Genomic DNA, 26,180 nt, shown 5'->3' with positions numbered 1-26,180 from the left:
TAAAAAATTTTTCTTTTTTTATATGCATGTATTGACAATGTGTCACAAAGAGTTATTATATTGCATAAGTGACAATTCGTCATTAATAGGGGAAAGAGGGATAACGATGGTTAAGTCTACATTTACAAATTTACCAACTGCTAAACGTCAAAAAATTGAAGCAGTATTGCTGGAAGAATTCAGCACCTATCCTTTAGCACAAGCTAAAGTGTCACACATTGTCAAAAAAGCAGACATTGCTCGAGGAGCATTTTATAAATATTTTGATGATCTAACAGATGCATATCTTTACATGTATCACATTGCAATCGAAACGATTCATACAAATATGAGTCCTGATGAAAAATTTGATCCGGATCATTTTTATGATCGTGTAGTGAAATTCATCGATGAAACGCAATACAGCAAGTTTGAACCGATGATGAAACTGCACATGGCTCAAAATAAATATTTGATTCCGGATAACTTTAAGATTTACTCCAGACAATTGCTTAATATGAGCCCAGAGATCTGGAGTGCCATGGTCTTAAGCCATGAAGTAATTAATCTCTGCTTATCTGATCCTAAAAACAAAGAAAAGAATTTGGCTCGCTATAAAAAGAGCTTGGGAATCATTGCAAAGGGGATGGACTAGTTGTTTTTAGCGATTAAGGAAATTAAGCATGAAAAGCTTCGTTACGGATTAATTATTTTAATGATTTTCTTGATCAGTTATTTGATCTTTATGTTGTCATCTTTATCAGTGGGACTGGCAAGTGAGAATACGCAAGCCATTGGAAGTTGGGATGCACAAAAAGTAATTCTGAATAAGAATTCCAATGTCAGCATGTTCCAATCTATTCTTACCAAAAAAGATGTTAAGAATGCTAATGTAGGCAAGGATGAAGCATATGTTGGTCAATTAGGAATAGTTGTCAAAGAAAAGAATCGTGAGACTGTTTCTGCACAATTTTTAGGGGTTAAGAAAAATCAATTTATCTATCAAGACCAAAAATTAGTTTCTGGTAAGAAGGCTACTAAAAACAATCAAGTTACAGTAGATTCTAGTTTTCGAGATAAGGGTTATAAGCTGGGCGATAAAATTAGTCTAAATGGTTCAAGCAAGAAATATAAGATCGTTGGTTTCGTTCAAAATGCCAAGATCAATATTGCCCCAATTGTTTATGGCTCATTAACTACATGGAAGAAAATGCGGATGGCCGCACCAAATGTAGTTGCCTCAGCTATTATTTCACGAGATAGCAGTTATAAATATAACCATAAGAATGCTAAAACTTATCCAATTGCTAAATTCATCAATAAATTGCCAGGCTACACCGCTCAAAACACAACCTTTGAGTTGATGATTGGCTTCTTATTTGTCATTTCACTTATTATCGTTGCAGTCTTCTTGTACATTTTAACCATGCAAAAGATGCACAATTTTGCCGTTATGCGTGCGCAAGGTATTCCAAGCAAGACCTTGGTTGGGGCAACGATTAGCCAATCAATTATCTTAGTAGCTATCGGTGTCATTATCGGTTTGATTTTGATGTGGATCACTAACGCAGCTTTGCCTGCAGCAGTTCCAATAAGTTTCACGCCAATGATTATGGTTGGTGGAACAGTTGGCATGCTTGTAATGGGAATTATTGGTAGTTTGATTCCAATCAGATCTATCTTGAAAGTTGATCCAGCAAAGGCGATTGGTGAATAAAATGGCAGTAATTGAATTAAAAGACGTAAAGAAAGTTTATGGTAAAGGCAACGCGCAAGTTGTTGCTTTAAAAGATATTAACTTTAAGGCAGATAAAGGCGAAGTTGTTTTAATTATGGGACCTTCCGGTGCTGGTAAGAGTACTTTTTTGACGATTGCAGGTTCATTGCAAAAGCCAACTTCAGGCGAAGTCTTGATTAACGATGAAGATATCAGCGATTTTTCCGCCAAAAAGCGTAATGAATTGCGTTTGAACAAAATCGGTTTTGTTTTGCAAGCTTACAACCTAGTACCATTTTTGACAGTGAATGAGCAATTTACTTTAGTTGATAAGGTAAAAAAGCAAAATAATATCTCACGAGAAGAATTGCAAGATCTGCTTAAGCAATTAGGTATTACAGATTTGGTCAAGAAATACCCCAGTGAATTATCAGGTGGTCAGCAGCAACGTGCCGCTATTGCGCGTGCGCTTTACGCTAATCCAGAAATCCTGCTAGCAGATGAACCTACTGCTTCGCTTGATACGAAGAATGTCGAAGAGGTAGGACAATTGTTCAAGGATCTCGCAAAAAAGCGTGACAAGGCCGTTATGCTCGTTACACATGATCCTCGACTTGAGAAGTATGCCGATCACATCTATGAAATGATGGATGGGCAAATGACCCAGAAAAAATAGCAAAAATAAAAAGCCACATTTGTGGCTTTTTTAGTTTGGATTATAAGTTTGGATCCATCTTGAATCTAAGAGGTGAATCACCGGTTTGTTGCGTGATCAATTTGGCAATGAGCTTCTTGTAAATATCAAGTGCAGCCTTAGCCATCTTATCGTTAGCTTCATTAACCAAGTCAGTTTGCTTAGATGAGTCAGTTTCATTAGCTAGTTTCGCATCATATTCATGACGCAAGCGCATTGTCTTTTCGCGGGCTTCAGTTTGAGCTGAGCTTAATTCGCTGCCGTATTTGCCCCAATTGCGGTCGACCAAGACGCTAGCCAGTTTGAATACCCAGTAAGCCGAGTTGGAAGAATAAGTTTCCTTGCCGTATTTATACATGGTAGGAACCTTGGTGCCTTGTGGGTAAAATGGCACATAAACACTTTGCGCACCGACACCCATTGCTAACCAATGAACCATCTTTTCACCGTTCAATTCAAGCAAGTGCGATTCTTGCGTGGTAGCAACGGAAATAGGACGGAAGGTAGCGTTGTCCTTATTCTTAGGGTTGGTTAAATCGTAAGGCGTATTTTGGTAGTGATTACACAATACGTCTTGGGCGTCGCGGATTGAGATTGGCTTGTCTGCTTTTTGAACAAATGGCAAGTCAAAACTTTCAGGCTCTTGCTTAACTGATGGAGTTAATAATTTTTGCCCAATCCAAACACGTGGTGTGTTGTAGTGGAGGTCGCTATCGTCGTGCGTACCAAAGATTTCTCTAAAGTTAAAACTTTGATTTGCTGGCCATAACTTGTTTTCTTTAACGAATTCTTGAATTTCTTTTGAGAACATGAAGTTTTTCGCATCGTTAAAGTCGATTTCTTGGATGGCTAATTGGTTAGCGACAACGGCGTATGAGTCGTCAGGGATGCGCATAGCTACCCAGTGGTGACCAGAACCGATTTCCATGTACCAAGCTTCGTCGCGATCGCCGAATAAAATACCATCGGCTTCAGCAGCACCATGTTTTTCCACAATTTTGCCTAAACGTTCAACACCTTCACGGGCAGTTTTTACGTAAGGCAAAACTACAGTAACCATAGCTTCTTCCAAAATGCCTTTTTCAGTCTCAAAAGGATCAGCAGCCAATACTCTTTCATTAGCATAAGCACTTTCGGTGGCACTCATTGCCACGTGATATTCGTTGATGCCGTCTTCTTCAAAGACACCGTACTTGTCAGTCCACTCTGGAGTTGAAGAGTAAGAAAAACGTTCTTTCGGCAAATCCATCTCAAATTTGTTATCCTTAGATTTGAAATGGTTATTTTGAATTATTTTATGTGCGTTAAAAGCAAGGTGTTTTGGCCAAGCAGTTTTGGCATCTTCGTTACGTCCAATAACAACGCTACCGGTCAAAGAAGCCTTTTTACCAATTAAAATTGAAGTACAAGATGAACGACCGATTTTAGTATTCATTTTTTACACTCTTTCTAAATTAATTTGTAATATAATTATAATGTAAAAGATATAGTTTTATATTATTTTTTGGGAAAATGAGGTTTTGATATGAACGATAAACCAGAGGATAAATCGATCGAATTAACGACAGATTACGACGCTCATACGATCAATATGAAGTTCTCAGATAATCTGAAGGACGATCGTGAGCGTGGTTACATTTTATCTGCTGCTTTCTTTTCCTTCTGCGCAGCACAAGGCTTAGATAAGCAAGCGGTTATTGAAATGGTGTCTTCACATTATGACCAATTTACCGGAGACAATGATTCATCATTATTCAGGTGACTATAAAAAATAATAAATAAAACTTGCATTTGTTATTTTTGGGATGTATGATGATCATAAAAATAACAGGCGTATTGAAAAGCGCGTTGGGATAAAAATGATTGAGGTGCATTAAAATGGCAAGAAAGAAAGAAATCAGTAAAGGCAAAATTTTAGACACAGCTTATAAGATGGCAATTAAGGATGGTATTGAAGGCTTGACTGCTCGTAGCATTGCTAAGGCAGGTCACTTCTCAACCCAACCTTTGTATCTTGAATTTGACAACATGGAAGATCTTCGTAGTCAGGTACTGAAGAGAATTTCCGATGATTTAAGAGCTCACACTTTGCAACAAAAATACACTGGTGAACCTTTGATTGACCTTGACTTGTCATATATTGATTTTGCCAAGAAACATGTAAACTTGTTCCGTGCAATGTTTGTTGATGGTAAATTCGGTAGCAAAATCATTGCTGACACTTTAATGGACTTAGGCGTTGAAAAATTCAACGAACAATATCCTGATACTGATTATGATCAAGACAAGATTCACGACATTGTTGTAGCCAACTGGATCTCAACTACTGGTATGGCTGCACTTGTAGTTAACGAAATTGCAAGCTTCAACCAAAACCAAATTATCAACGTGTTAAACGCACAGATTCACGATGCTATGCTTAATGATCGTCTTAGTGAAATTCAAGAGAATACTATGTTCGCCGCAGATGACGAAGCTTCTCTTAAGGACAACTTGGCATAACAATTCGCCAATCATTAGCGCTTTTCACCCGCAAGAAGACATTTTCGATTTGAAAATGTCTTTTTCTTTTGTTAAAAAACCTATTTTGGCTTTCTTTTGAATGCATTAAGTTATAATTATTATGAAGTTATTTTCGAAAGGTGGTTTTTATGAAGGTACTAGCTTTATCTGGCTCTAATGCCGATAACTCATTTAACGAAAAATTACTTAGAGTTATCATGAAGAACCTAGATTATAAATATGATTTTGACTTTGCAACAGTTAAAGGCTTGCCAATGTTTAAAGAAGGCGTTGAAGCACCTCAAAACGTACTCGACTTGGGTAAGAAAATTGAAGATGCTGATATGATTTTGATTGGTTCCCCAGAACAACAACACTCAGTGACTAGCGCATTAAAGAGTGCTCTTGAATGGCTTTCAAGTTCTGTCCACCCCTTCCACAATAAGCCAGTAGTAATTGTTTCAACCTCACCAATGCCACAAGGTGCTGCTCGTTCACAAACTCGTTTGAAGAGCATCTTGGCTGCTCCTGGTTTTAGCGCACACGTATTCAACGGCGATGAATTTATGATGGGCTTTGCACCAAAGCAATTTGATGAAGAAGGCCATTTGACAGAAGAAGGTACGCTTAAGTTTTTGAAACACTTCTTTGACGAAGTTGATGACTGGTACGCACAACTTGTTAAGTAGGGGGCTTAGATAAATGAAATTATTAGCAATCGTTGGTACAAATGCTCCATTTTCATATAATCGTTTTTTAGCAAAATTTATTGCTAAACGTTATGCTGAAAAAGCCGATATCGAAGTAAGAGAAATTGATGACATCAAACCATTCTGTAGAACTGAAGAACCAGACGAAGCTACTAAGAAGTGGATTAAAGATATTAAAAACGCTGACGGTATCATTTTGACTACGCCAGAATACGACCACTCAATTCCTGCTGCTTTGAAGAGTGCACTTGAATGGTTAGGTTCACACGCTGGTCCTAACGTAATGAAGATGAAGCCAGCAGCAGTAGTTGGTACTTCATATGGTGTTCAAGGTTCAAGCCGTGCTCAAGAAGACGCACGTGAAATCTTGCTTTCACCAGACATGAGTGCAAATGTTTTGCCAGGTAACGAAATCTTAATCGGTGGTGCTGCTAGAAACTTTGATAAGGAAAGCGGCGACTTAACTGATGAAGCTTCTATCAAGCAATTAGATGCAATGATGGATAACTTCGTAAATTTTGTTGCACAAACAAATAAATAATTTTGTCAGTTTGCTAACTCAATAGTAAAATTACCGAATAGGAATACTATTCGGTTTTTTTCATTAAAAAAATAAATTGTAAAGAGGTGAGAATTGATGGTAAAACCTGTTGTTTTACCGTTAGAAAAGGTACGCAATCCGCGTGATTTAGGCGGTTATGTTGGCTATCAGGGACGCAAAGTAAAAATGCATCGTTTAATTAGATCAGGAAAGATTAGCAATATCACCTCAAAAGATGAAAAGTTTTTGCTTGATTATGGTCTAACTAAGATTATCGATCTGCGTTCACCACATGAATGTGACAAGATGCCAGACAGTGAGATTCCTGGGGTAGAGCATCTCGATATCTCTATTGCTAAAGATGACAACACCAACGGCGGCAAGAAGGACTTAGATAAAGTTTTTGCAACTTACCGTAAGGATCAATATGCTGGCTTTAGAATGATGTGTGACCGTTATCGTTCACACGTTATTAAAGAGCACGCACAAAATAGTTTGCATCAAATCCTTGAAGTGCTTGCCAATACTGAAGACGGTGCCGTTTTATACCATTGTTCCGAAGGAAAAGATAGAACGGGTATTGTAACGGTGATGATCTTGTATATTTTAGGCGTCGATATGGAGACGATTAGACAAGATTATCTGTACTCGAATTACATGCTCAACGATTATCGTGCTAAGCGAGACCGTGCTATCAAAGAAAAGGGCGGTAACCTCTGCCTTCGCGCCAACATGCGTATTTTGGGCTCAGTGAGCGATGCATTTTTGGATACATCATTAATTGCAATTGAAAAAGAATTTGGTGGGATCGATAATTATCTACGAGAGAAGATTGGTTTAACGCCACAATTGCAAGATGCATTGCGTGAATTATATTTGGAAGACTAGAGAAAATGATTAAAGATTTAGCATTAGAGCAAGTAGTCGGACATCATCATGCATTAGGTACTTCAATTACATTGCAGATTTTTGGTACGCAAAAACGAGACCTATTGCAAAAATCATTTGAATTGATTGATCATTATGAGGATTTATTAACGGTTAATAGGGATGAATCTGAAGTAATGGACATCAATCATGCGGCTGGTGAACACCCAGTTCAAGTTTCAAGTCCGGTTTACGGCTTGGTCAAATTAGCGGTTGAAAAAAGCCGCGAGAACTTTGGTTTTAATGCTTTGATTGGACCTGTTGTTAAGTTATGGCACATCGGCTTCAAGGGAGCACATGTACCAAAAGACAGCGAAATCAAAGAGAGAATGCTGTTAACCGACCCATTTAAAGTTGTTTTAGATGATCAAAATCAAACCGTTTTTCTTAAGATGAAAGGTATGGAGCTTGATTTGGGCGGTATTGCCAAAGGTTGGATTGCTGATAGAATTCGTGATCTTTGGCTGGCCTATGGCGTAGAAGCCGGTATCATCAACTTAGGCGGCAATATCTTGCTTGTAGGTGATTCACCTAAGAGAGCTAATGGTCAATGGGTAATTGGGATTCAAGACCCTAAGGAGCCACGTGGCGACAATATTACCTCGGTAATGGTAGCGCAATGTTCTGCCGTTACAAGCGGTACATATGAGCGTTATTTGGTGGTTGATGGTCATAAGTACCACCACTTGATCGATCCTAGAACGGGTTATCCTGTTGAAACAGATTTGGCCGGGGTAACCACTTTTACCAAGACATCGGTTGAAGCCGAAATCGAATGTAAACGACTATTTTTCGCAGGTCATCCAATGAAAAATTGGCGTGATGATCCAGATCGAATCGGTGCGATCTTTGTTTATAACGACGAACACGTTGAATACGATAATTTTGATAAATAAAGCAAAAAAAGAGAACTAAGCTAAACTTAGTTCTCTTTTTTTGGTTATTATCCAACTGTCTTACTAATATTAAAGATATTGTTGAAGACACCGTTGGAAAGACCTGGTGTGTTGTAAATGATAAACCGCAAAAACGATGAATCAATCGTTTGCTGCATGAACCATGGGTTTTGCAAAGCGTTGAACATTGATAAGACAACGTAAACGATGAAGTAGCTGGCAACTAACGAAGCCAAAGCACCTAAAACATTGTCTAAAATGCTGCCTACGTTTGTAGCGTGCGGATTCTTGGCTGGAATCCAGTTTTTGAAGATCTTCATGATCATTTTTCCAACAAAGAAAACAAGGAAGAATGCGACGAAACGCGCGATCATTAATTCAACGTTATTCGTTGCGTTGCTTCTAATCATTTCCCCGGTAAATTGTGTGTAAAGCCAATTGCCGAGTGGATTCTGTGCGAAAATCGCTATCATGAAGACAATTGCGGAACAAATTAATCCGATAATGTATCTCGTAAAGCCGGTTTTATAACCTGTATAAGTTTTATAAGCTAAGTAAGCTAAAACTATCAAAGTAACAATCATTTTTTTAATCTCCTTGCGCCTAATTATACCCTATTTTTCAGGCTGCAAAACTTTGACGATTGCAATAAAATACTTCATAATTATAAAGACGATCTGTCTTTACTTATGGACGCATTTGGCGTTAAATTTAGAATGTGAAACAAGGTTCCACGGGTGAAAAATGAATCCTGAAAAATTTGTCTTAGAACTATCAAAACATAATTTTGAATTAACTGATAAACAAAAGCAGCAATTTAAACTTTATTTTAAAATGTTGATCGAAGTTAACGAACACGTTAACTTGACTAGAATCACTGAAGAAGACGAAGTATATCTTAAGCACTTTTATGATAGTATTACGCCTCTTTTTACTTTTGGCGCAGTTTTTAAAGATGGTGCAACGCTCTGTGATGTTGGTGCTGGTGCTGGCTTTCCTTCAATTCCGCTCAAGATTTTAAAACCAGGTCTTAAAGTAACAATTGTTGACTCTCTTCAAAAGAGACTGAATTTCTTAAAAGATTTAATTAGCGAATTAGGTTTAACCGATGTAGAGCTAGTTCATGGTCGTGCCGAAGATGTCGGCCAAAACAAGCTTTATCGTGAAAGGTTCGATATTGTGACTGCTCGTGCCGTAGCCAGAATGTCAGTTTTGAGCGAATACTGCCTGCCTTTGGTTAAGAAGGGCGGTTATTTTGTTGCCTTAAAGGGCCCTAAAGCTGAGGATGAATTAGACGATGGCAAAAAGGCGCTTGAAGTCTTAGGCGGCAAGCTCATCAAGGACGAAGAGCTTACTTTGCCAGCAAGTGAAGAAGAGAGAACTTTAGTCTTAGTTCAAAAAGTAAAGTCCACGCCGAAAAAGTATCCACGTCAAGCTGGTACGCCGCGGCGTAAACCAATACATTAATTTAGGAGGGAATATTATGTCATTATTTTCTTTTATGCGTCATGATGAAGAAGTTCCTAAAAACAAACAAATTCAAGATATTGAATTAGATAAGATTATTCCTAACCGTTATCAACCGCGTCGTGAATTTTCAGACGATTCAATCAAGGAATTGGCTGAAACGCTTGATAAGGACGGTTTGCTTCAACCAATCGTTGTTCGTGAAGACGGCGAGGATCACTATGAAATTATTGCTGGTGAACGTCGTTATCGTGCAGCTAAAAGCTTAAACTGGGAAACTATTCCAGCAATCGTCAATAACATGAATGATGATCAAGCTGCTTCACTTGCTTTAATCGAAAACTTGCAACGTGAAGACTTGAACCCAATCGATGAAGCTAAGGCCTACACTAATTTGATGAAGTTGAACGACTTGACTCAAACTGCTTTAGCTAAGGACATGGGTAAGTCACAGTCATACGTTGCTAACAAGTTGCGTTTGTTAAAGCTTGACGATGATGTGCAAAAGGCTTTGATTGAAGGCAAAATTACCGCTCGTCATGGCCGTGCTTTGCTTAACTTAAGTAACGATGATCAAGAACGTGTTTTAAAGGAAATCGAAGATAAGGGCTTAAACGTAAAGCAAACTGAAGAAATTGCTAAAGACGTGGATGCCTACTTTAACCCTAAGCCTAAGGAAAAGGAAACTAAGCGTGAACGTGTTGTAAAACGTATTCCTAAGGATCTTAAGGTGCAAATCAACACCATCAAGAAGGCTGTTAAATTGGCTAAGGATTCAGGCATTAAGGTCAAGGTCAAGGAAAACAACGATCCTGATGATTACAAGATCATTATTGAATTGAAGAGAAAGTAGGAAGGATGGAAAATATGGTAAATGTAATTTCGGTTGCTAACCAAAAAGGCGGCGTAGGTAAGACTACTACTACCATTAATTTAGCAGCCTCAATTGCCGACCGTGGTTATCGCGTGTTAATTGTGGACATTGACCCACAAGGCAACGCTACCTCTGGTTTAGGAATTGAAAAATCAGAGATTGACCAGGACATTTACAATGTTTTAATTGATGAAGTTCCTATTCAAGATACAATTCATCATACTTCAACTCCTAAGTTGGACATGGTTCCAGCAACCATCAACTTATCAGGTGCTGAAACTGAACTTATCAGCATGATGGCACGTGAAACTCGCCTTAAGTCAGCACTTGATGCAGTTAGCGATAAGTATGATTTTGTCTTTATTGACTGTCCACCATCACTAGGTCAGCTTTCAATCAACGCTTTTACTGCATCAGACTCAATTTTGATTCCAGTACAAAGTGAATACTACGCTATGGAAGGTTTGAGCCAGCTTTTGAATACCATTCGTTTGGTTCAAAAGCACTTCAATAAAGACCTTGGCGTTGAAGGCGTGCTTTTAACTATGCTGGATGCCAGAACTAACTTGGGTGCCGAAGTTGTTAAGGAAGTTCAATCATACTTTAGCAAGAAGGTTTACAAGACAATTATTCCTAGAATTACCAAGTTGGCAGAAGCTCCAAGTTATGGCCAACCAATTACGGAATATGCTCCAAAGTCACGTGGTGCGAAGGTATATGGTGATTTAGCAAAAGAGGTGTTGAAAGCTCATGGCAAGAGACTCAAGAAGTAAGGAGCCAAGAAAAAAGGGCGGCTTAGGTCGCGGGATTGAGGCTCTTTTTGAAGATGAACCTCAAATTGAGGAAATTGAAGAAGTCAAAGAACTCGATTTAAGCGATATTCGTCCTAATCCATATCAGCCAAGAAAGCGATTTGACGATAAGAGCTTAAGAGAATTATCCGATTCCATTAAAGAAAACGGCGTTTTTCAACCAATTATCGTGCGTAAGTCTGTTAACGGCTATGAAATTATCGCTGGTGAACGCCGCTATCGTGCTTCAAAGTTAGCTAAGAAAAAGACGATTCCAGCAATTGTCCGTAAATTCGATGAAAGTCAAATGATGGAAGTTGCAGTCTTGGAAAACTTGCAACGTGAAGACTTAACTCCACTTGAAGAAGCACAAGCTTACGAGATGCTCCAAAAGAACCTCGGCTTGACGCAAGAAGAAGTTTCTAAGCGAATGGGCAAATCTCGTCCATATATCGCCAACTACTTGCGTTTGCTTACTTTACCAAGCAAGACTAAGCGCTTGCTCCAACACGGCGATTTATCAATGGGTCAAGCTAGAACCCTTTTAGGCTTGAAGGATAAAGACAAGATTGATGCCTTGGCTAAGCGAGTAGCTAAGGAAGGGATGCCGGTTCGCAAGGTTGAAGCTTTAGTTAGCGAAATGAATGCGAAGAAGCCACAAAAGAAGACGGTTAAAAAATCCGCATTTATTCGCGCAAGCGAAAATCAACTTTCAAACAAATTTGGCTCAAGCGTTAATATTTCTGAAACGAAAAAGGGTAAGGGACATCTTTCAATCGACTTTGCTTCTGCCGATGAATTGAATAGAATTCTTGATTTGTTAGGTGTTGATTTAGATGGCTAAAGAAATTTCCTACAATTTGGCTGATACGGTTCAAATGAAGAAGCCCCATGCTTGTCAAACTAACGACTGGGAAATTTTACGCATGGGTGCGGATATTAAATTGAAGTGCATGGGATGCGGACACATGGTAATGATGCCCCGTAGCGAGTTCAACCGTAAGTTGAAGAAGGTATTAACTAAGGCTAATGACCCGGTTAATGCAAAAAAAGAACAATATGTGCCAAAAGATCGTATCGCTCGCCCAAATTTTAGATAAAATAGACAAGTAAGAAAAATATAAAATAATAGATTTTTAGAAAAAGAGGACAACAAATGTCATTAACTGCTGGTATTGTTGGTTTGCCAAACGTTGGTAAGTCAACTTTGTTTAACGCGATTACTAAGGCTGGTGCTGAAATGGCCAACTACCCATTTGCCACCATCGAACCAAACGTCGGAATGGTTGAAGTTCCTGATGAACGTTTAGCTAGAATCCAAGAATTGATTCCTGCTAAGAAGATTGTTCACACTACTTTTGAATTTACTGATATTGCCGGTTTGGTAAAGGGTGCTTCAAAGGGTGAAGGTCTTGGTAACAAGTTCCTTGAAAACATTCGTCAAACTGATGCGATTGTTCACGTAGTACGTGCTTTCGATGACGACAACATTACTTCAGTTACTGGTAAAGTTGATCCAGAAGAAGATATCAACACTATCAACTTGGAACTTGCCATCGCTGACCTTGATGCTGTTAACAAACGTATCGGCAAGGTAAAGAAGGTTGCTCAACAAGGCGATAAGGAAGCTAAGGCTGAAATGGCTGTACTTGAAAAGCTTAAGCCAGTTCTTGAAGAAGGTAACGCTGCTCGTTCAATCGATTTTAACAAGGATGAACAAAAGATTGTTAAGGGCTTGTTCCTTTTGACTGCTAAGCCAGTTATTTACGTTGCTAACATTGCTGAAAGCTCAATGGCTGATCCAGAAAGCGACAAGTACTTCCAAATCGTTAAGAAGCACGCTGAAAAGGAACATGCTGAAGCTTTGGGTATTTCTGCATCTGCCGAAGAACAAATTGCTGGTCTTGACGGCGATGAAAAGAAGGAAATGCTTGAAATGGAAGGTGTTAAGGAACCAGGTTTGGACCGTTTGATTCGTGCCGCTTACCACATTTTAGGCCTTAGGACTTTCTTCACTGCTGGTGGTCCTGAAACTCGTGCTTGGACTTTCCACGAAGGTATGAAGGCTCCTCAAGTTGCTGGTATTATTCACTCAGACTTTGAACGTGGTTTCATTCGTGCCGAAGTTGTTTCATTCGATGACTTAGACAAGCTTGAAACTATGCAAAAGGTTAAGGAAGCAGGTAAGCTTCGTCTTGAAGGTAAGGACTACGTGGTTCAAGACGGTGACATTATCGAATTCAGATTTAACGTCTAGGAGTAAGAATGACTGAAAAAGAGCAAGAAAAGAATAATTCAAATATTAACGCTGAAAAACAAGAAAAATTAAAGAAGCAGTCTGAAGTTGATGCTAAAGACGAAGAGTTGAAAAATGAAGACCCTAAGACTTTGCGTCAAAAGTTAAGTAACAAGAACCAAGACTACGTTTTCCGTTTGGAAAAGGAACTACAACGTCAAGGTTCACTTTCACATGAAGAAGCAGTCGCCATGACTGATGGTTTGCTTAGTGAAATCGTGATTGCACAACGTCATGGTCAACCTGCTAATGGTCTTTACTTAGCTTCACCAAAGATCAAGGCTGAAGAAATGCTTCACCCAGAACAAAAAACAGTAGAAACTCCATTCTGGCAACGTGCCGTTGATTGTGCACTTCTCTACTTAGCAATCTTCGTTGGTTTATTTGGTGTCATTGCCTTGTTTGAAACAAAGCAACCTCAAAACTCACAAATGGGTATTTTGACTTTAGCCAGTGTAGGTATCTTGATGGGTGTCTTCATGGTTAAGTACAACGATTGGGTAATGCCAAAGAACGGTCAACGAATCGGTTTGCCAAAATTGCTGTTAAGTGGTTTAGGAATTGCTGTCGCATTGTTCATTTGGATTTGGATCTTATCATTGCCAGCAATTCGTGTAATCAACCCAGTATTGCCAGGTGCTGTCGACATCGTAATCGCCGCAATTGCCTACGGTGCCCGTTACTTATTTAGACAACACTACCACATCACTGGTTCTTCATTTGCGTCTCGTCCACAACGCAAATAACTTGCTTCTTTAAAAAAAGAAGTACATACTAAATTAGATAACTGTAAAAAAAGATAAATGGGGAATGCCCATTTATTTTTTTATTTACAAGGATGCATAGAAATAGAAGGGTGGTTTTATATGGTCAAAACATTGAGCCAATCGATTCGACAATATAAAAAATTGTCATTGCTCTCGCCAGTCTTTGTTATTGGTGAAGTTATTATCGAAATGCTGATTCCATATTTAGTTGGTATTTTGATCGATAACGGAATTATGAAGGGCAACATGGCCTACATTAGTAAGCTAGGCTTGATTTTGTTTGTATTGACAATCATTTCATTAGCATTAGGTGCAAGTGCCAGTTATGTTTCTGCCCATGCAGCTGCTGGTTTCGCGGCTAACTTGCGTAAGGACATGTTCTATCACATGCAGGATTATTCATTCGAAAACATCGATCACTTTTCAAGTGCCAGTTTGGTTACGCGTTTGACAACTGACGTTAACAACGTGCAATTGGCTTACCAAATGTTGATCAGAATCGCTGTTAGAGCGCCAATGATGTTCATCGTTTCAATTATCATGTCTGTAATTATCAGTCCACACTTGTCACTTATTTTCTTAGTATTAGGACCAATTTTTGCAATTGCCTTAGGCTTAATTATTAGATTGGCTTACCCATATTTCCCTAAGATTTTTAGAGGATATGACCGCATGAACCAAGTGGTTCGTGAAAATGTACGTGGTATTCGTGAAGTTAAGACTTACGTTCAAGAAAAGCCACAAATCGAAAAATTTGAGAAGTCATCAGGCCTTATTTACAAATTATTTGCAACTGCTCAAAAGATTATGTCTTTAAACGCTTTAGTAGTTGCAGCCGTTTTGAATATTTCAACTTTGGCAATTTGCTGGTTTGGTGCTAGAGAAATTGTTGGCGGTAGCTTACAAACTGGTCAACTTATTTCAATGTTTACGTACTCAAACTCAGTTTTATTCAGTTTGAACATTTTGGCTATGATTACCACCCAGTTGGTTATTTCAGGTGCTAGTGGTCGTCGTATCACTTCTGTAATCACTGAAGAACCAACTATTGAAAATCCTAAGAAGCCACTTAAGCGTTTGACTAACGGTGAAGTTATTTTCGACCACGTTAGCTTTAAGTATGAACCAGCTGATAAAACTGATGCTCTTGATGATATCAACTTGCGGATCCATCCAGGTGAAACGATTGGGATCATCGGTGAAACGGGTTCATCTAAATCAACCTTAGTTTCAATGATTCCACGTCTTTATGATGTAACGTCTGGTGCCGTTCGCGTTGCGGGACATAACGTTAAGTCATACGACTTAAAGACCTTGCGTGACAACGTTGCGATGGTCTTACAAAAGAACGTTTTGTTCACCGGTACGGTTAAGGACAACTTGAAGTGGGGTAACGAAAACGCCACTGACGAACAAGTTGTTGCGGCAGCTAAGATTGCGCATGCCGATGACTTTATTCGTGAAATGCCAGATGGCTACGATACAATGATCGAACAAGGTGGTAACAACGTTTCAGGTGGGCAAAAGCAAAGAATTACTATTGCCAGAGCCTTGTTGAAGAACCCTAAGATCTTGATCTTGGATGACTCTACTTCAGCCGTTGATACTAGCACGGAACGTGAAATTAGAACTTCTTTGGCTAAGGATATGCCAGACACAACGAAGATTATCATTTCACAGAGAATTGTTTCGATTAAGGACGCTGACCGGATCATCGTTATGAATCGCGGCAAGATTCAAGATATTGGAACGCATGAAGAATTGATGAAGACTAACGAGCTTTACAGTTCAATCGCTAAGTTCCAAGAAGAACAAGGAAAGTAGGTGAGCAATTTGGATAAAGCTTTAGAAAATAAAGATCAAGCTAATGGTCACAGAATGAAAACTTTGGGCCGCTTGCTTAGGCTGATTGTGAAGACTAGTCCGTGGATGCTCACCGTTTCCATGATTATGATTGTCTTGGCAGCAGCTAGCAACGTTATCGGTTCACTGTTTATTGAGCGTTTGATCAATAACTATATCATGCCCTTAACTAAGGAAAAGGTACCTAATTATGTCCCATTGGAAATTGCCATTGCGGTAATGTTTGGTATTTATGCCATCGGTTTCCTTTCCAACTACCTCTTTAACATGTTAATGGGTGTCTTGGCACAAAAAGTACAATATCGTGTTCGTAACGAAATGTTTACGCACATGGAAAGCTTGCCAATTTCATACTTTGACCAAAATGAATTTGGTGATATCATGTCGCGTTACACCAACGATATTGATACCTTGATGCAGATGATTTCACAATCAATCCCACAATTTACTAACTCAGCCTTGAGTTTGCTATTCGTTGTATGTGCGATGTTTAGTTTGAGTTGGCAATTAACGCTCTTCTCATTCATCATCTTTGCATTATCAATTGGAATTGTACGTTTTCTTACTGTTAAGTCAGGCAACTACTTCCAAATCCAACAGAAGAAGCTTGGTCAAATTAACGGTTATAACGAAGAAATGCTTAATGGTTTGAAGGTTATTAAGGTCTTCAGCCATGAACCAGAATCAAAAGCTGGTTTTGATAAGTACAACGAAGAATTGCGTCAGGCTTCAGGTAGAGCCAACACTTATGCCACTGTTCTTTTCCCAATCATGGGTAACATTGGTAACTTGCTCTACGTATTAATTGCCTTTATTGGTGGTGCCGTTGCGATTAACCAATGGGCTCCACTTTCACTTGGTGCAATTGGTTCATTCTTGCAATTATCAAGACAGTTCAGTATGCCTATTGCCCAGATTTCCCAACAATTGAACTCAATCGTAATGGCCTTGGCTGGTGCCGAAAGAATCTTCAATTTGGAAGATCAAGCTTCAGAACCAGATGATGGTACAGTTACGATTTCTAAAGGTGACGAAGTCGGCAGTAACTGGAATTGGAATGTCCCACAAAAAGATGGCTCAATTAAGAAGGTTCCAGTTCGCGGTCATATTGTCTTTGATCACGTTAACTTCAGTTATGTGCCAGAACACCAAATTTTACACGACATTTCAATTGAAGCTAAGCCAGGCATGAAGGTAGCCTTGGTTGGTGAAACTGGTGCCGGCAAGACCACCATTTCTAACATGCTTAACCGCTTCTACGAAATTGATTCAGGCACGATTACTTATGATGGTATTCCAATCAAGAATATTAAGAAGGACGACTTGCGTCAGTCATTATCAATCGTCTTGCAGGAAACGCACTTGTTTACTGGTACGATTATGGATAATATCCGCTTCGGTAATCCAGATGCTAGTGACGATGACGTCTACCAAGCAGCTAAGTTGTCTCATGCCGATGAATTTATCCATGACCTTGATCACGGCTACCAAACTGTGATTGATGGTGATGGCGGTGATTTGTCACAAGGACAAATGCAGCTGCTCAGTATTGCCCGGGCAATGATTGCCGATGAGCCGGTAATGATCTTGGATGAAGCTACATCAAGCATCGATACTAGAACTGAAAAGATGGTTCAAGCTGGTATGGATAACTTGCTTGCTGGACGTACAAGTTTCGTTATTGCCCACCGTTTATCAACTATTGTTAACTCAGATTTGATCTTGGTTCTTGATCATGGTCATATCATTGAACGTGGTAATCACGAGGAACTTTTGAAGCAGAAGGGCTACTACTACGAGCTCTACACTGGTAAGAAAGAGATCCAATAATAAGCTAAATAAATTAGAACTTGGAATTTCCAGGCTCTTTTTTTATGAAAAAATAAAGAAAGCCTTGTTCTTAGGCGTTTTGCTTTAAAATTGAGTAAAATAGTCGTAAGGTTTGATAAACTGTATATAAAATAAACAAGAGAGATAAAATAATTAAGAACGAGAAGGGGGAAGTTTCCTCGTGAAAATTTTAGTTGTTGATGATGATAAAGAAATCGTTGAACTTTTAAGCATATATTTGAAAAACGAAGGCTATGAACCTATTGCGGCATACAGCGGCAAGGAAGCCATTACTAAATTAACTACTACACCAGACATCGCATTAATGATCTTAGACGTGATGATGCCTAACATGTCCGGAATCGAAGTAATTAAGGAAGTTAGAAAAGATTCAGATATTCCAATTATCATTGTTTCTGCTAAGACTGGCGATATGGATAAGATTCAAGGCTTAATTACCGGTGCCGATGACTACGTATCTAAGCCATTTAACCCACTTGAAGTTATGGCCAGAGTACGTTCACTTTTACGTCGTAGTCAAAAGCAAGTTAAGGATGAAAAGCCAGATATCTTGGAAGTTGGTCCACTTGTCATTAATCGTGATTCTCACGAAGTAAAGACAATCGATGGCAAGGCTATTCAATTGACGGCTTTGGAATTTGGTATTCTTTATCTTTTAGCTAGTCACCCTAACCGCGTATTCTCTGCTGATGAAATCTTCGAACGTGTTTGGCAACAAGAATCCATCGTTTCTGCCAAGACCGTTATGGTGCACGTATCACACCTTCGTGACAAGATTCAAAAGGCAACTGGCGGCGAAGATGTTATTCAAACTGTTTGGGGTGTAGGATACAAGGTCGAGGCGTAGTTAATGAAAAAGGAGCGCGTCAAGCTAACTGGCGCTGAAAAGAGCGAATTGTTTGCAGAAGGGGTCGTAACGGTCATCCTTCTGCTTTTGTTAAATCTATCAATAATTATTTTGCTCCACCTGGCTATTTTGCAGGATGAGAGTCTGGTTAATGGCATCTACTTTTTGAAAAAGACGATGACCTTTGCAGGTGGCTATCACTTATGGTCCTGGCAAAATATCTTTATTATTTTGATGGGGATCGGCGATTTGGTGGTTTTATATTGGCGTTTGATCAGAAGATATCACCAAATGCAGCTGCGTCACGTCATTCTGGAGCTGCATTATATTGCTAATGGTCACTTTGATCACCGTATCAACTTTAGGGTGCGGCCTGAATTGCAGCGTGTAGTTGATTCAATTAACTCACTGGTTGATAGTACTGTGAACTCCATCAATGAGGAACGGGCAATCGAACAATCTAAGGATGAATTGATTACTAACGTTTCACACGATATTAGAACGCCGCTGACTTCAATTATTGGCTATTTGGGATTACTAAAAAGTGGCGTCACGTCTCCTGAAGACCAGCAAAAATATATTAATATTGCGTACACCAAGGCTGAGCAAATGAAGTCACTGGCCAATGATTTGTTCGAATATTCAACGCTGAAATCTACTAATACGAAGCTGAATTTAGCCAGATTACACATTTATTCAATGCTCGAACAAGTAGCAGCCGGGTTTGAACTTGAAGCTGAGAAAAAAGGTATTGAGATTGAAATTGAGGCACGGCCTAAAGATTTAACCATTCAGGCTGATGCCGAAAAATTAGTGCGAGTATATAACAACTTAATTTCTAACGCATTCAAATATGGTACGGGAGCTACCAAGATTAAATTAGTGGCTAACTTAGTTAATAAGCGCGAAGTCGAATTGCGTGTTGAAAACAATGGGGAGCCAATTCCAAAAGATTCACAGAAAAAGATCTTTGAACGTTTCTACCGAGTGGAAACTTCCCGTAATACCAAAACTGGCGGTACCGGATTGGGCCTTTCAATTACCAAAGGCGTGGTCGATTTGCACCATGGTACGATTCGCTGCCAATCAGATAAAAACTGGACTAGTTTCATAATTCGCTTGCCACTTGATCCTAAGAAAGCGCCAAGTAAGCACTAGCTGTGTTATAATTTTGACTGAATGTATTAATACAACGAGGAGAAAATGATGAGTATTTCTTTAAATACCTGTATATTAATTTTAAAAGAGCACCACTTGCTCAAGTCAAGCGCAGTTCAAGACACTGTAGCTACTAAGATGGATTACGTTTCTTACGACTCACGTGATATCCAAACTAACACATTATTTTTCTGCAAGGGTGCAGGCTTTAGACCAACTTATTTATCAATGGCTAAAGACAATGGTGCTATTTGTTACGTTGCTGAACAACCTTATCCTGAAGGCAAAGGTATGCACGCGTTAATCGTTCGTGATGTTTCAAAAGCAATGGCATTGCTCTCAGCCGCATTCTTCCGTTTCCCACAAGATGATTTATACGTTGTAGCCTTCACTGGTACTAAGGGTAAGACTACTTCCGCATACTTCTTGAAGGGGATGCTTGACCAAGCTAACGGCGGCAAGACTGCTTTAATTTCTTCAGTTAATGACGTTGTTGGTCCTAAGCCAGAAGACAGCTTCAAGTCAAGTTTGACCACGCCAGAAAGTTTGGACTTGTTCCGTGACATGCGTACTGCCGTAGATAACGGTATGACTCACTTGGTAATGGAAGTATCTAGCCAAGCTTACAAGAAGAACCGCGTCTTTGGTTTAACTTATGACTTAGGCTTCTTCTTGAACATCAGTCCAGACCACATTGGACCAAACGAACACCCTAACTTTGCAGACTACTTACACTGCAAGCTTCAATTAATGGTTAACTCACGTAAATGTATTATCAATGCGGAAACCGCCCACTTTGATGAAATTTACGCAGCAGCTACAACCACTACTAACCCAGACAGTATTTACTTGTTTGCTAGAGAAAACTTCGAAAATCCAGATTTAAAGGTGCCAATCGACTTTAGATTTGCTTCACAAGAATTGGATATGAAGGAAACTCGCTTCAAACTTTACTGCGCAAGTGATAAGGCTAAGAAGTTACCTATCAATGGTGACTACACTTTGAAGATGTTGGGTGACTTCAACGAATCAAACGGTACTGCCGCAATTATCGGTGCTGGTCTTGCTGGCCTTAACCATGATCAATGTGCTAAGGGTATCCGCGACGTGACTATCCCAGGTCGTATGCAAACTGAAAGAACTAAGAGTCACGGTATGGTTGTTGTTGACTACGCTCACAACAAGGCTTCAATGATGGCTTTGATGAGCTTTATGCAAAATGAATTCGACAACCCTAAGATCATCGTAGTTGTAGGTGCTCCTGGCGATAAGGGCGTTTCTCGTCGTCCAGGCTTCAGTGAAAGTTTGACCGCATACGCTGATAAGGCATTCTTGACAACTGATGACCCAGGCTTTGAAGATCCTAAGTCAATCGCCGAAGAAATTGATTCAGGTATTGACCACTCTAAGTGTGACGTTACTATTGAATTGGACCGTAAGAAGGCTATCCACGATGCCATCGCAATGGCTGGCCCAGATGATGTTGTTTTAATCTGTGGTAAGGGTGCTGACGCCTTCCAAAAGATTCGTGGCGTAAACACTCCATACCCATCTGATATCGTTGTTGCTCAAAATGTCATTAATGAATTAGAAGGCCAAAAAGAACACTTTAGAAAATAAGAGTTGATACTATGAAGCACTTTTTTAGTATTATTGGTGGCATGGGAACCATTGCCACTGAGAGTTATGTGCGGTTAATTAACCACCGCGTTAAGATCGCACGCGACCAAGATTATTTAAATTATATTTTGGTCAATGATGCACAAGTTCCTGATAGAACTGCCTACATCAAGGATCACAGTAAGCCTAACTTCTTTTATGATTTAAAAGATGACGTAGAAGGTCAAGACAAACTAGGTACGGACTTCATGGTTATGCCATGTAATACAGCGCATTATTTCTATGATGATTTGGCTGCATTGACTGACAAGCCATTTTTACACATGATGCGCATTGCCGTACATAATTTTACTGACAATTATCCAGATGAAAAGAAGATTGGTTTAATTGCTACTGAAGGTTCTATATATGATCACTTGTATGCCGATGAAATTAAGCGAGTTGGCCGCAAGGTGGAATTGGGTGGACCAGAAATTCAACCAATGGTTAATGAATTGATCTATTCTGATATCAAAGAAAAGGGTACTGTGGACCACGATCTGTATCACAAAATCTTGAAGACAATGCATGATAAATATGGTTGTAACGTGATTTTGCTGGGATGTACCGAGTTGTCACTAGCTCAAGAAAAAGCACCTGACCATCCATATCACGTAATTGATCCACAATCAATTCTTGCAGATGTTTCAATCGAATTAGCTCTTAAGATCCGTAACGGTATGGATCCTAAAGAAGCTTGCGCAAAATACATGTATAAATGAGTTAGAGAGTCATGAACTAAGTTCATGGCTTTTCTCTTGTGCTAAAATCGAAATTAGATCGGGGGCTAAATTATGAAATATCCAAAACTGGAAGGCGTGGGTACTCACCTTAATATCAATCCAAAAGATAATGATTTTATGATTAAAGTGAGAGAGCTAGTTAATAATGATCCTGAATTGTTGGGCAATAACGATATTATGAAGTTTGTTAAGTTGGCTTTGTTTAGAGCTAGTGAAGACGAGCCGGTTCAGGAAATTGCTAAGGAACTTGATGATGAATTGTCAGGTTATTTGGTTAAGACTGATTTTAAGGTGCCTGCTGGTGTGACGAAATTGCAGGAGACTTTGAAGTCATATTATTAGATTTGTAAAACATAGGCTTTCAGAAGCGAGCACTTCTGAAGGCTTTTTTGATTTGTCTGGTAAATATTTCAACATAGGGTCTGCTTCGCAGTCGGTTACGCTTATGTTTCTTTATACTTCTTAACACTTGTCTTTTTACCAATAAAAAAGGGTGTACCTGTAATGTCACTTCTATTACTTGTTGAAGTGGCACAGATCCTACTGGACTTTTACATCTACTATTGGTATTGTTGCTGGTTACTACCAAGGTGCCATCATCGTCGTTGTTGGCGTGGGGATGCTTTTAGCAGGTATTTTCATTAGTGGATGAGGCGAGCAATTATGTTAAAGATTGTTGTTCCATTAATTATTGGATTATTAATGATTATCGGTGGTTGCTATACCATTGTTGCAGCTAATAGATATTTCAAAAACGTAAAAACTGAAGGAACAGATAATGTTTTTAGTCCACTGGCTATCTATTATGGCTTTGCATTGGTTTCATGATGATCCTTGTTGGAATATCTGTACTTTGAGTGATGTTCAGTTAAAGTTGAGTTGTAGAAAAATAAAGATATTAAAATAACTGTTTGACCCATTAGGTAGAACAGTTATTTTTGCTTTTCGGATAAAAATGCAGAAAACGCTAAGAAAATAATAAGTTAAAAATAACAATATATACAAAGTTAAATATAACTTTGTGAAATGATAATTGCTTACTATCCTGGTTATTAAAACATTTTTTAGTCTTTTTTCACTAACTTTTGTATGTGCTTTCAACTATAATGAAAGTAATAAAAGATGCAGAAATAAACTGAAAGAAGGAAGAACTATGACTTATTATTACAAAGGTTTTCCTCAAAGTGATCGGGATGAAAAGATCTCAATGATCAATGTCGATGAACTAGAAGAGCGGGCCAAGAAAGTTATGCCTGAAGGTGCATATTACTACATCGCTTCAGGTGCTGAAAATGAATGGACTTGGCGTGCCAATACTTCAGCCTTTAACCATTATCAAATTGTGCCACGTGCTTTGACCGATATGGATGATCCACAAACTGATACCGAATTTATGGGGATGAAATTGAAGACACCAATTATGATTTCTCCAATTGCTTGTCACGGTATTGCTCACAAGGATGCTGAAGTGGCTACGCAAAAAGGTGCTGCCGCAGCTGGTGCACTTTTCTCATCAAGTACTTATGCTAACAAGAGCGTAGAAGACATTGCGGCAGCCGCTCCAGAAGCTCCCAGATTTTTCCAATTATATTTAAGCAAGGACTGGGACTTCAACAAGATGGTCTTTGATGCAATCAAGAAAGCAGGCTACAAAGGCATTTTCTTGACCGTCGATGCCCTTGTGTCAGGTTATCGTGAAGCTAACCTTAGAACGCACTTTACTTATCCAGTGCCACTAGACTTCTTCACCCGTTATCTTGGCGGTAAAGGTGAAGGTCAAAGCGTTGCGCAAATGTACGCTTCTAGTGCCCAAAAGATTGGTCCAGAAGACGTTGCACGCATTAAGAAGGAATCAGGCTTACCTGTCTTTGTAAAAGGCGTTATGTGTGCTGAAGATGCTTATAAGGCAATTGGCGCAGGTGCCGACGGTATCTACGTTACTAACCATGGTGGTCGTGAAGTCGATGGTGCTCCTGCAACGATCGACGTTTTGCCAGAGATTGCTAAAGCTGTTAACCACCGTGTGCCAATTGTCTTTGATTCAGGCGTTCGTCGCGGTTCACATGTCTTTAAGGCTTTGGCACTTGGTGCTGATATTGTTGGTATCGGTCGTCCATATCTTTATGGCTTAGCATTAGGCGGCCCTAAGGGTGTTGAGAGCGTCATTAATCAATTAAATACCGAATTAAAGATCGATATGCAACTGACCGGCTGCAAAACCATTGATGATGTAAAGCGCGCTAAGATCGATCGTATTCATTACGGATTAGACACTATGCCTTCAAACACTGATCCTAGCCGCATTAAGCCATATCCTGTAACGGCTGATAACCAAATTAAGAGCGAAGAACCAGACGCTACTTCAGGCGCATCAAAGCACTAATTTTTCTTCAAAAAACTATTGAATTCCTCACAACCAGAACTATAATTGATTCAAAAGTTGAGGAAAAGAGATACATACAATGTATAACGAAGAAAAAGATGACCTGAAAATTTGGCTTTTAAACAACATTACTGATTTGTTAGTTGATGAAAATACTAAGTCGGAGGAGCGTAAAGTTTTGCTTAATGCTAAGCACCAACTTGAAAATGGCGAATCCGCAAATTACGTTTGCAACTTGGTTCGCGTTGGTCTTGATCCATTAAGTTGGCAAAGTAAATTGTCTAACGGCGTGATGAAATTCCACCAAGCAATTGTTTCTGATGCTCGTCCTGTCTCACACCAAGCAGGCGCATTAGGTGGCGCTGCTCTTGGCCTGGCTTTTAGTAGCATCGGCAGAAGATAATTAATTGATAATAATTCAGAGAGCTATTAAACTTAAATGAGTTTAGTAGCTTTTTTATTTTTTGAGGAAAATTAGATGAGTAACAAAAATTCACAAAATCAATTTTCAGCTTGGCGCTTAATTCTCTCGATGATCATTGCCTGGGTAATAACATTCTTTGCAATGTGGGCTGCCCGCGGTTTCGGTCAAGACTTTTTTATCATGCCCCGTTTTGCCTTTGTTTTGGTTTTATCTGTAGCCGGTGCAATCATTATTGGCCCAGCGATCTATGGCCTTTTATACATTGGCAGGAAAAAGTAAGCAATAAAAAATGATTGACAAATCCTCTAATAGATATTAGTGTATTAGTTAAGTGGTACAGAAAAATAACTAATATGACGGAGGTGCAATCATGCTTTATCTTTGATATATTTTTGTTGGTTTGTTAATTATTTTTGGTGTGAACTTGATGATCACAGGATTGTTGGCAGTGCATGATATGTACACTCGTCGCGATGATGAAGAGCCAACCTTTGATACCTTTAATGAAAAACGCCCGAAAATCCCCGTATTTTAATGCGGGGATGGATAGGGCCAAGCTGACCTAGCAGTCAGCTTTTTTTATTCTAAAAATAGAGACATATGTTCGCTTATCCTGTAAAATATAAATATCTAATCTATGAGGAGGTGAAATACATGAAAAGAATGAGCAGTTTAGCCTATCATTTTGGCGTTAAGCTTCGCTTTTATCCTAGTTCTAAGCAAAAGAAAATCATTAAACTAAACTATGATGCGCAGCGCTTTGTCTACAACTCTTATGTCGGACGCAATCGGAGCAATTATCATGCTAAGCACTACTTAGCTGTTAGACAATATCAAGCAATGCCTTTTGCCTTTTCTATTCTTAATAATTATGAGACTAGGTTGGCAGAAGAAGTAGTCACTAATAGCGAACTATTGGATAAGCCAAGGAATATTCGTGATACTTATAGCTTTTTGCGTGTTAAAGAAATTGATAGCCTCGCTCTTGCCAACGCCATTCAAAATTATCAGAAAGCTTGGAACAACTATCGCAAGATTGGTCATGGAATTCCGACTTTTCACAAAAAACGCAGCGACTGGTCATATCAGAC

The 26,180-nt window shown here is 39.1% G+C and carries 31 protein-coding genes; 29 read left to right on the top strand and 2 right to left on the bottom strand.

Translation table 11 applies throughout. The features are described 5' to 3' along the window. Nucleotides 1–106: 106 nt before the first annotated feature. The 3 genes from WS44_RS04765 to WS44_RS04755 are packed head-to-tail and all read left to right on the top strand — an operon-like array spanning nucleotide 107 to nucleotide 2,372. Nucleotides 107–634, top strand: coding sequence for a TetR/AcrR family transcriptional regulator (locus tag WS44_RS04765; RefSeq protein WP_013438695.1), 528 nt, complete (start codon nucleotides 107–109; stop codon nucleotides 632–634). Continuing rightward, nucleotides 635–1,696 (top strand): ABC transporter permease, encoded by a 1,062-nt coding sequence (locus tag WS44_RS04760; RefSeq protein ID WP_013438694.1) that lies wholly within the window; start codon nucleotides 635–637, stop codon nucleotides 1,694–1,696. It abuts the gene before it with no gap. A 1-nt stretch (nucleotide 1,697) separates the two neighbouring features. Then, nucleotides 1,698–2,372, top strand: a complete 675-nt coding sequence (locus tag WS44_RS04755) for an ABC transporter ATP-binding protein (protein ID WP_046433414.1) — start codon at nucleotides 1,698–1,700, stop codon at nucleotides 2,370–2,372. A 40-nt stretch (nucleotides 2,373–2,412) separates the two neighbouring features. Here WS44_RS04755 and WS44_RS04750 read toward each other — a convergent pair whose 3' ends face one another. Next, nucleotides 2,413–3,825, bottom strand: coding sequence for a C69 family dipeptidase (locus tag WS44_RS04750; protein ID WP_013642526.1), 1,413 nt, complete (start codon nucleotides 3,823–3,825; stop codon nucleotides 2,413–2,415). A 90-nt stretch (nucleotides 3,826–3,915) separates the two neighbouring features. Here WS44_RS04750 and WS44_RS04745 point away from each other — a divergent pair, with 90 nt between their 5' ends. The 6 genes from WS44_RS04745 (at nucleotide 3,916) to WS44_RS04720 (ending at nucleotide 7,966) form a co-directional block, all read left to right on the top strand. After that, on the top strand, nucleotides 3,916–4,152 hold the full coding sequence (locus tag WS44_RS04745) for a hypothetical protein (RefSeq protein WP_046433406.1): 237 nt from the start codon (nucleotides 3,916–3,918) through the stop codon (nucleotides 4,150–4,152). Between the two features lie 116 nt (nucleotides 4,153–4,268). After that, complete coding sequence (locus WS44_RS04740) at nucleotides 4,269–4,892, top strand: TetR/AcrR family transcriptional regulator (protein ID WP_046433404.1); 624 nt, start codon at nucleotides 4,269–4,271, stop codon at nucleotides 4,890–4,892. Nucleotides 4,893–5,041: 149 nt separating this feature from the next. Further along, nucleotides 5,042–5,581 (top strand): NAD(P)H-dependent oxidoreductase, encoded by a 540-nt coding sequence (locus tag WS44_RS04735; protein WP_013438689.1) that lies wholly within the window; start codon nucleotides 5,042–5,044, stop codon nucleotides 5,579–5,581. A 13-nt stretch (nucleotides 5,582–5,594) separates the two neighbouring features. After that, nucleotides 5,595–6,143 (top strand): NAD(P)H-dependent oxidoreductase, encoded by a 549-nt coding sequence (locus WS44_RS04730; RefSeq protein WP_046433402.1) that lies wholly within the window; start codon nucleotides 5,595–5,597, stop codon nucleotides 6,141–6,143. Nucleotides 6,144–6,239: 96 nt separating this feature from the next. Continuing rightward, nucleotides 6,240–7,031, top strand: coding sequence for a tyrosine-protein phosphatase (locus tag WS44_RS04725; RefSeq protein WP_013642525.1), 792 nt, complete (start codon nucleotides 6,240–6,242; stop codon nucleotides 7,029–7,031). 5 nt (nucleotides 7,032–7,036) lie between these two features. Continuing rightward, nucleotides 7,037–7,966 carry an FAD:protein FMN transferase gene (locus WS44_RS04720; protein ID WP_013642524.1) on the top strand — a complete coding sequence of 310 codons (930 nt, stop codon included), beginning with the start codon at nucleotides 7,037–7,039 and terminating at the stop codon, nucleotides 7,964–7,966. 47 nt (nucleotides 7,967–8,013) lie between these two features. Here the strand turns inward: WS44_RS04720 and WS44_RS04715 are convergent, their stop codons facing one another. Further along, nucleotides 8,014–8,550, bottom strand: a complete 537-nt coding sequence (locus WS44_RS04715) for a CvpA family protein (protein ID WP_013438685.1) — start codon at nucleotides 8,548–8,550, stop codon at nucleotides 8,014–8,016. A 160-nt stretch (nucleotides 8,551–8,710) separates the two neighbouring features. Here WS44_RS04715 and rsmG point away from each other — a divergent pair, with 160 nt between their 5' ends. The 20 genes from rsmG to WS44_RS04625 form a co-directional block, all read left to right on the top strand. After that, complete coding sequence (gene rsmG / locus WS44_RS04710) at nucleotides 8,711–9,433, top strand: 16S rRNA (guanine(527)-N(7))-methyltransferase RsmG (RefSeq protein WP_013438684.1); 723 nt, start codon at nucleotides 8,711–8,713, stop codon at nucleotides 9,431–9,433. Nucleotides 9,434–9,449: 16 nt separating this feature from the next. Next, nucleotides 9,450–10,286 carry a nucleoid occlusion protein gene (noc, locus tag WS44_RS04705; RefSeq protein ID WP_013642523.1) on the top strand — a complete coding sequence of 279 codons (837 nt, stop codon included), beginning with the start codon at nucleotides 9,450–9,452 and terminating at the stop codon, nucleotides 10,284–10,286. Nucleotides 10,287–10,300: 14 nt separating this feature from the next. Next, the gene (locus tag WS44_RS04700) at nucleotides 10,301–11,080 is read left to right on the top strand and encodes an AAA family ATPase (protein ID WP_046433399.1); all 780 of its coding nucleotides are present in this window, start codon (nucleotides 10,301–10,303) and stop codon (nucleotides 11,078–11,080) included. Continuing rightward, complete coding sequence (locus WS44_RS04695) at nucleotides 11,058–11,942, top strand: ParB/RepB/Spo0J family partition protein (protein ID WP_013438681.1); 885 nt, start codon at nucleotides 11,058–11,060, stop codon at nucleotides 11,940–11,942. The genes WS44_RS04700 and WS44_RS04695 overlap by 23 nt, the downstream gene beginning before the upstream one ends. Further along, on the top strand, nucleotides 11,935–12,198 hold the full coding sequence (locus tag WS44_RS04690; RefSeq protein WP_013438680.1) for a DUF951 domain-containing protein: 264 nt from the start codon (nucleotides 11,935–11,937) through the stop codon (nucleotides 12,196–12,198). Before WS44_RS04695 ends, WS44_RS04690 begins: the two co-directional genes overlap by 8 nt. A gap of 56 nt (nucleotides 12,199–12,254) precedes the next feature. Continuing rightward, nucleotides 12,255–13,355: a redox-regulated ATPase YchF gene (ychF, locus tag WS44_RS04685; RefSeq protein WP_013438679.1), complete on the top strand. Its 1,101-nt coding sequence runs from the start codon at nucleotides 12,255–12,257 to the stop codon at nucleotides 13,353–13,355. 8 nt (nucleotides 13,356–13,363) lie between these two features. Then, entirely contained in the window at nucleotides 13,364–14,140 is a 777-nt protein-coding gene (locus tag WS44_RS04680) for a DUF1129 domain-containing protein (protein ID WP_013642522.1), read from the top strand. A 120-nt stretch (nucleotides 14,141–14,260) separates the two neighbouring features. Then, complete coding sequence (locus WS44_RS04675) at nucleotides 14,261–15,985, top strand: ABC transporter ATP-binding protein (RefSeq protein WP_013642521.1); 1,725 nt, start codon at nucleotides 14,261–14,263, stop codon at nucleotides 15,983–15,985. A gap of 9 nt (nucleotides 15,986–15,994) precedes the next feature. Next, nucleotides 15,995–17,854 carry an ABC transporter ATP-binding protein gene (locus tag WS44_RS04670; RefSeq protein ID WP_046433412.1) on the top strand — a complete coding sequence of 620 codons (1,860 nt, stop codon included), beginning with the start codon at nucleotides 15,995–15,997 and terminating at the stop codon, nucleotides 17,852–17,854. Between the two features lie 181 nt (nucleotides 17,855–18,035). After that, nucleotides 18,036–18,722: a response regulator transcription factor gene (locus WS44_RS04665; RefSeq protein WP_013438675.1), complete on the top strand. Its 687-nt coding sequence runs from the start codon at nucleotides 18,036–18,038 to the stop codon at nucleotides 18,720–18,722. Nucleotides 18,723–18,725: 3 nt separating this feature from the next. Further along, nucleotides 18,726–19,880 (top strand): HAMP domain-containing sensor histidine kinase, encoded by a 1,155-nt coding sequence (locus WS44_RS04660; RefSeq protein WP_013642519.1) that lies wholly within the window; start codon nucleotides 18,726–18,728, stop codon nucleotides 19,878–19,880. A gap of 48 nt (nucleotides 19,881–19,928) precedes the next feature. Continuing rightward, nucleotides 19,929–21,500, top strand: coding sequence for a UDP-N-acetylmuramoyl-L-alanyl-D-glutamate--2,6-diaminopimelate ligase (locus WS44_RS04655; RefSeq protein ID WP_013438673.1), 1,572 nt, complete (start codon nucleotides 19,929–19,931; stop codon nucleotides 21,498–21,500). An 11-nt stretch (nucleotides 21,501–21,511) separates the two neighbouring features. Next, nucleotides 21,512–22,261 (top strand): amino acid racemase, encoded by a 750-nt coding sequence (locus WS44_RS04650; RefSeq protein ID WP_013438672.1) that lies wholly within the window; start codon nucleotides 21,512–21,514, stop codon nucleotides 22,259–22,261. Between the two features lie 72 nt (nucleotides 22,262–22,333). Beyond that, nucleotides 22,334–22,624, top strand: coding sequence for a bacteriocin immunity protein (locus WS44_RS04645; RefSeq protein WP_013438671.1), 291 nt, complete (start codon nucleotides 22,334–22,336; stop codon nucleotides 22,622–22,624). A gap of 181 nt (nucleotides 22,625–22,805) precedes the next feature. After that, nucleotides 22,806–22,934, top strand: coding sequence for a hypothetical protein (locus tag WS44_RS09915; RefSeq protein WP_288145687.1), 129 nt, complete (start codon nucleotides 22,806–22,808; stop codon nucleotides 22,932–22,934). Nucleotides 22,935–22,945: 11 nt separating this feature from the next. Continuing rightward, nucleotides 22,946–23,110 (top strand): hypothetical protein, encoded by a 165-nt coding sequence (locus tag WS44_RS09910; RefSeq protein ID WP_288145686.1) that lies wholly within the window; start codon nucleotides 22,946–22,948, stop codon nucleotides 23,108–23,110. 325 nt (nucleotides 23,111–23,435) lie between these two features. After that, nucleotides 23,436–24,665, top strand: coding sequence for a lactate oxidase (locus WS44_RS04640; RefSeq protein ID WP_014566201.1), 1,230 nt, complete (start codon nucleotides 23,436–23,438; stop codon nucleotides 24,663–24,665). A 79-nt stretch (nucleotides 24,666–24,744) separates the two neighbouring features. Continuing rightward, nucleotides 24,745–25,068, top strand: coding sequence for a bacteriocin immunity protein (locus WS44_RS04635; protein ID WP_013438668.1), 324 nt, complete (start codon nucleotides 24,745–24,747; stop codon nucleotides 25,066–25,068). A gap of 75 nt (nucleotides 25,069–25,143) precedes the next feature. After that, a complete protein-coding gene (locus WS44_RS04630; protein ID WP_013438667.1) occupies nucleotides 25,144–25,368 on the top strand; it encodes a hypothetical protein in 225 nt (74 codons plus the stop codon). A 375-nt stretch (nucleotides 25,369–25,743) separates the two neighbouring features. Then, the coding region (locus tag WS44_RS04625) for a helix-turn-helix domain-containing protein (RefSeq protein WP_046433410.1) at nucleotides 25,744–26,180 on the top strand (437 nt) is incomplete at its 3' end.

This window comes from Lactobacillus sp. N54.MGS-719, assembly GCF_000980505.1.
GTDB lineage: Bacteria > Bacillota > Bacilli > Lactobacillales > Lactobacillaceae > Lactobacillus > Lactobacillus amylovorus.
Note: the sequence above shows the minus strand (reverse complement) of the source record. Positions and strands in the feature narration are given on the sequence as shown.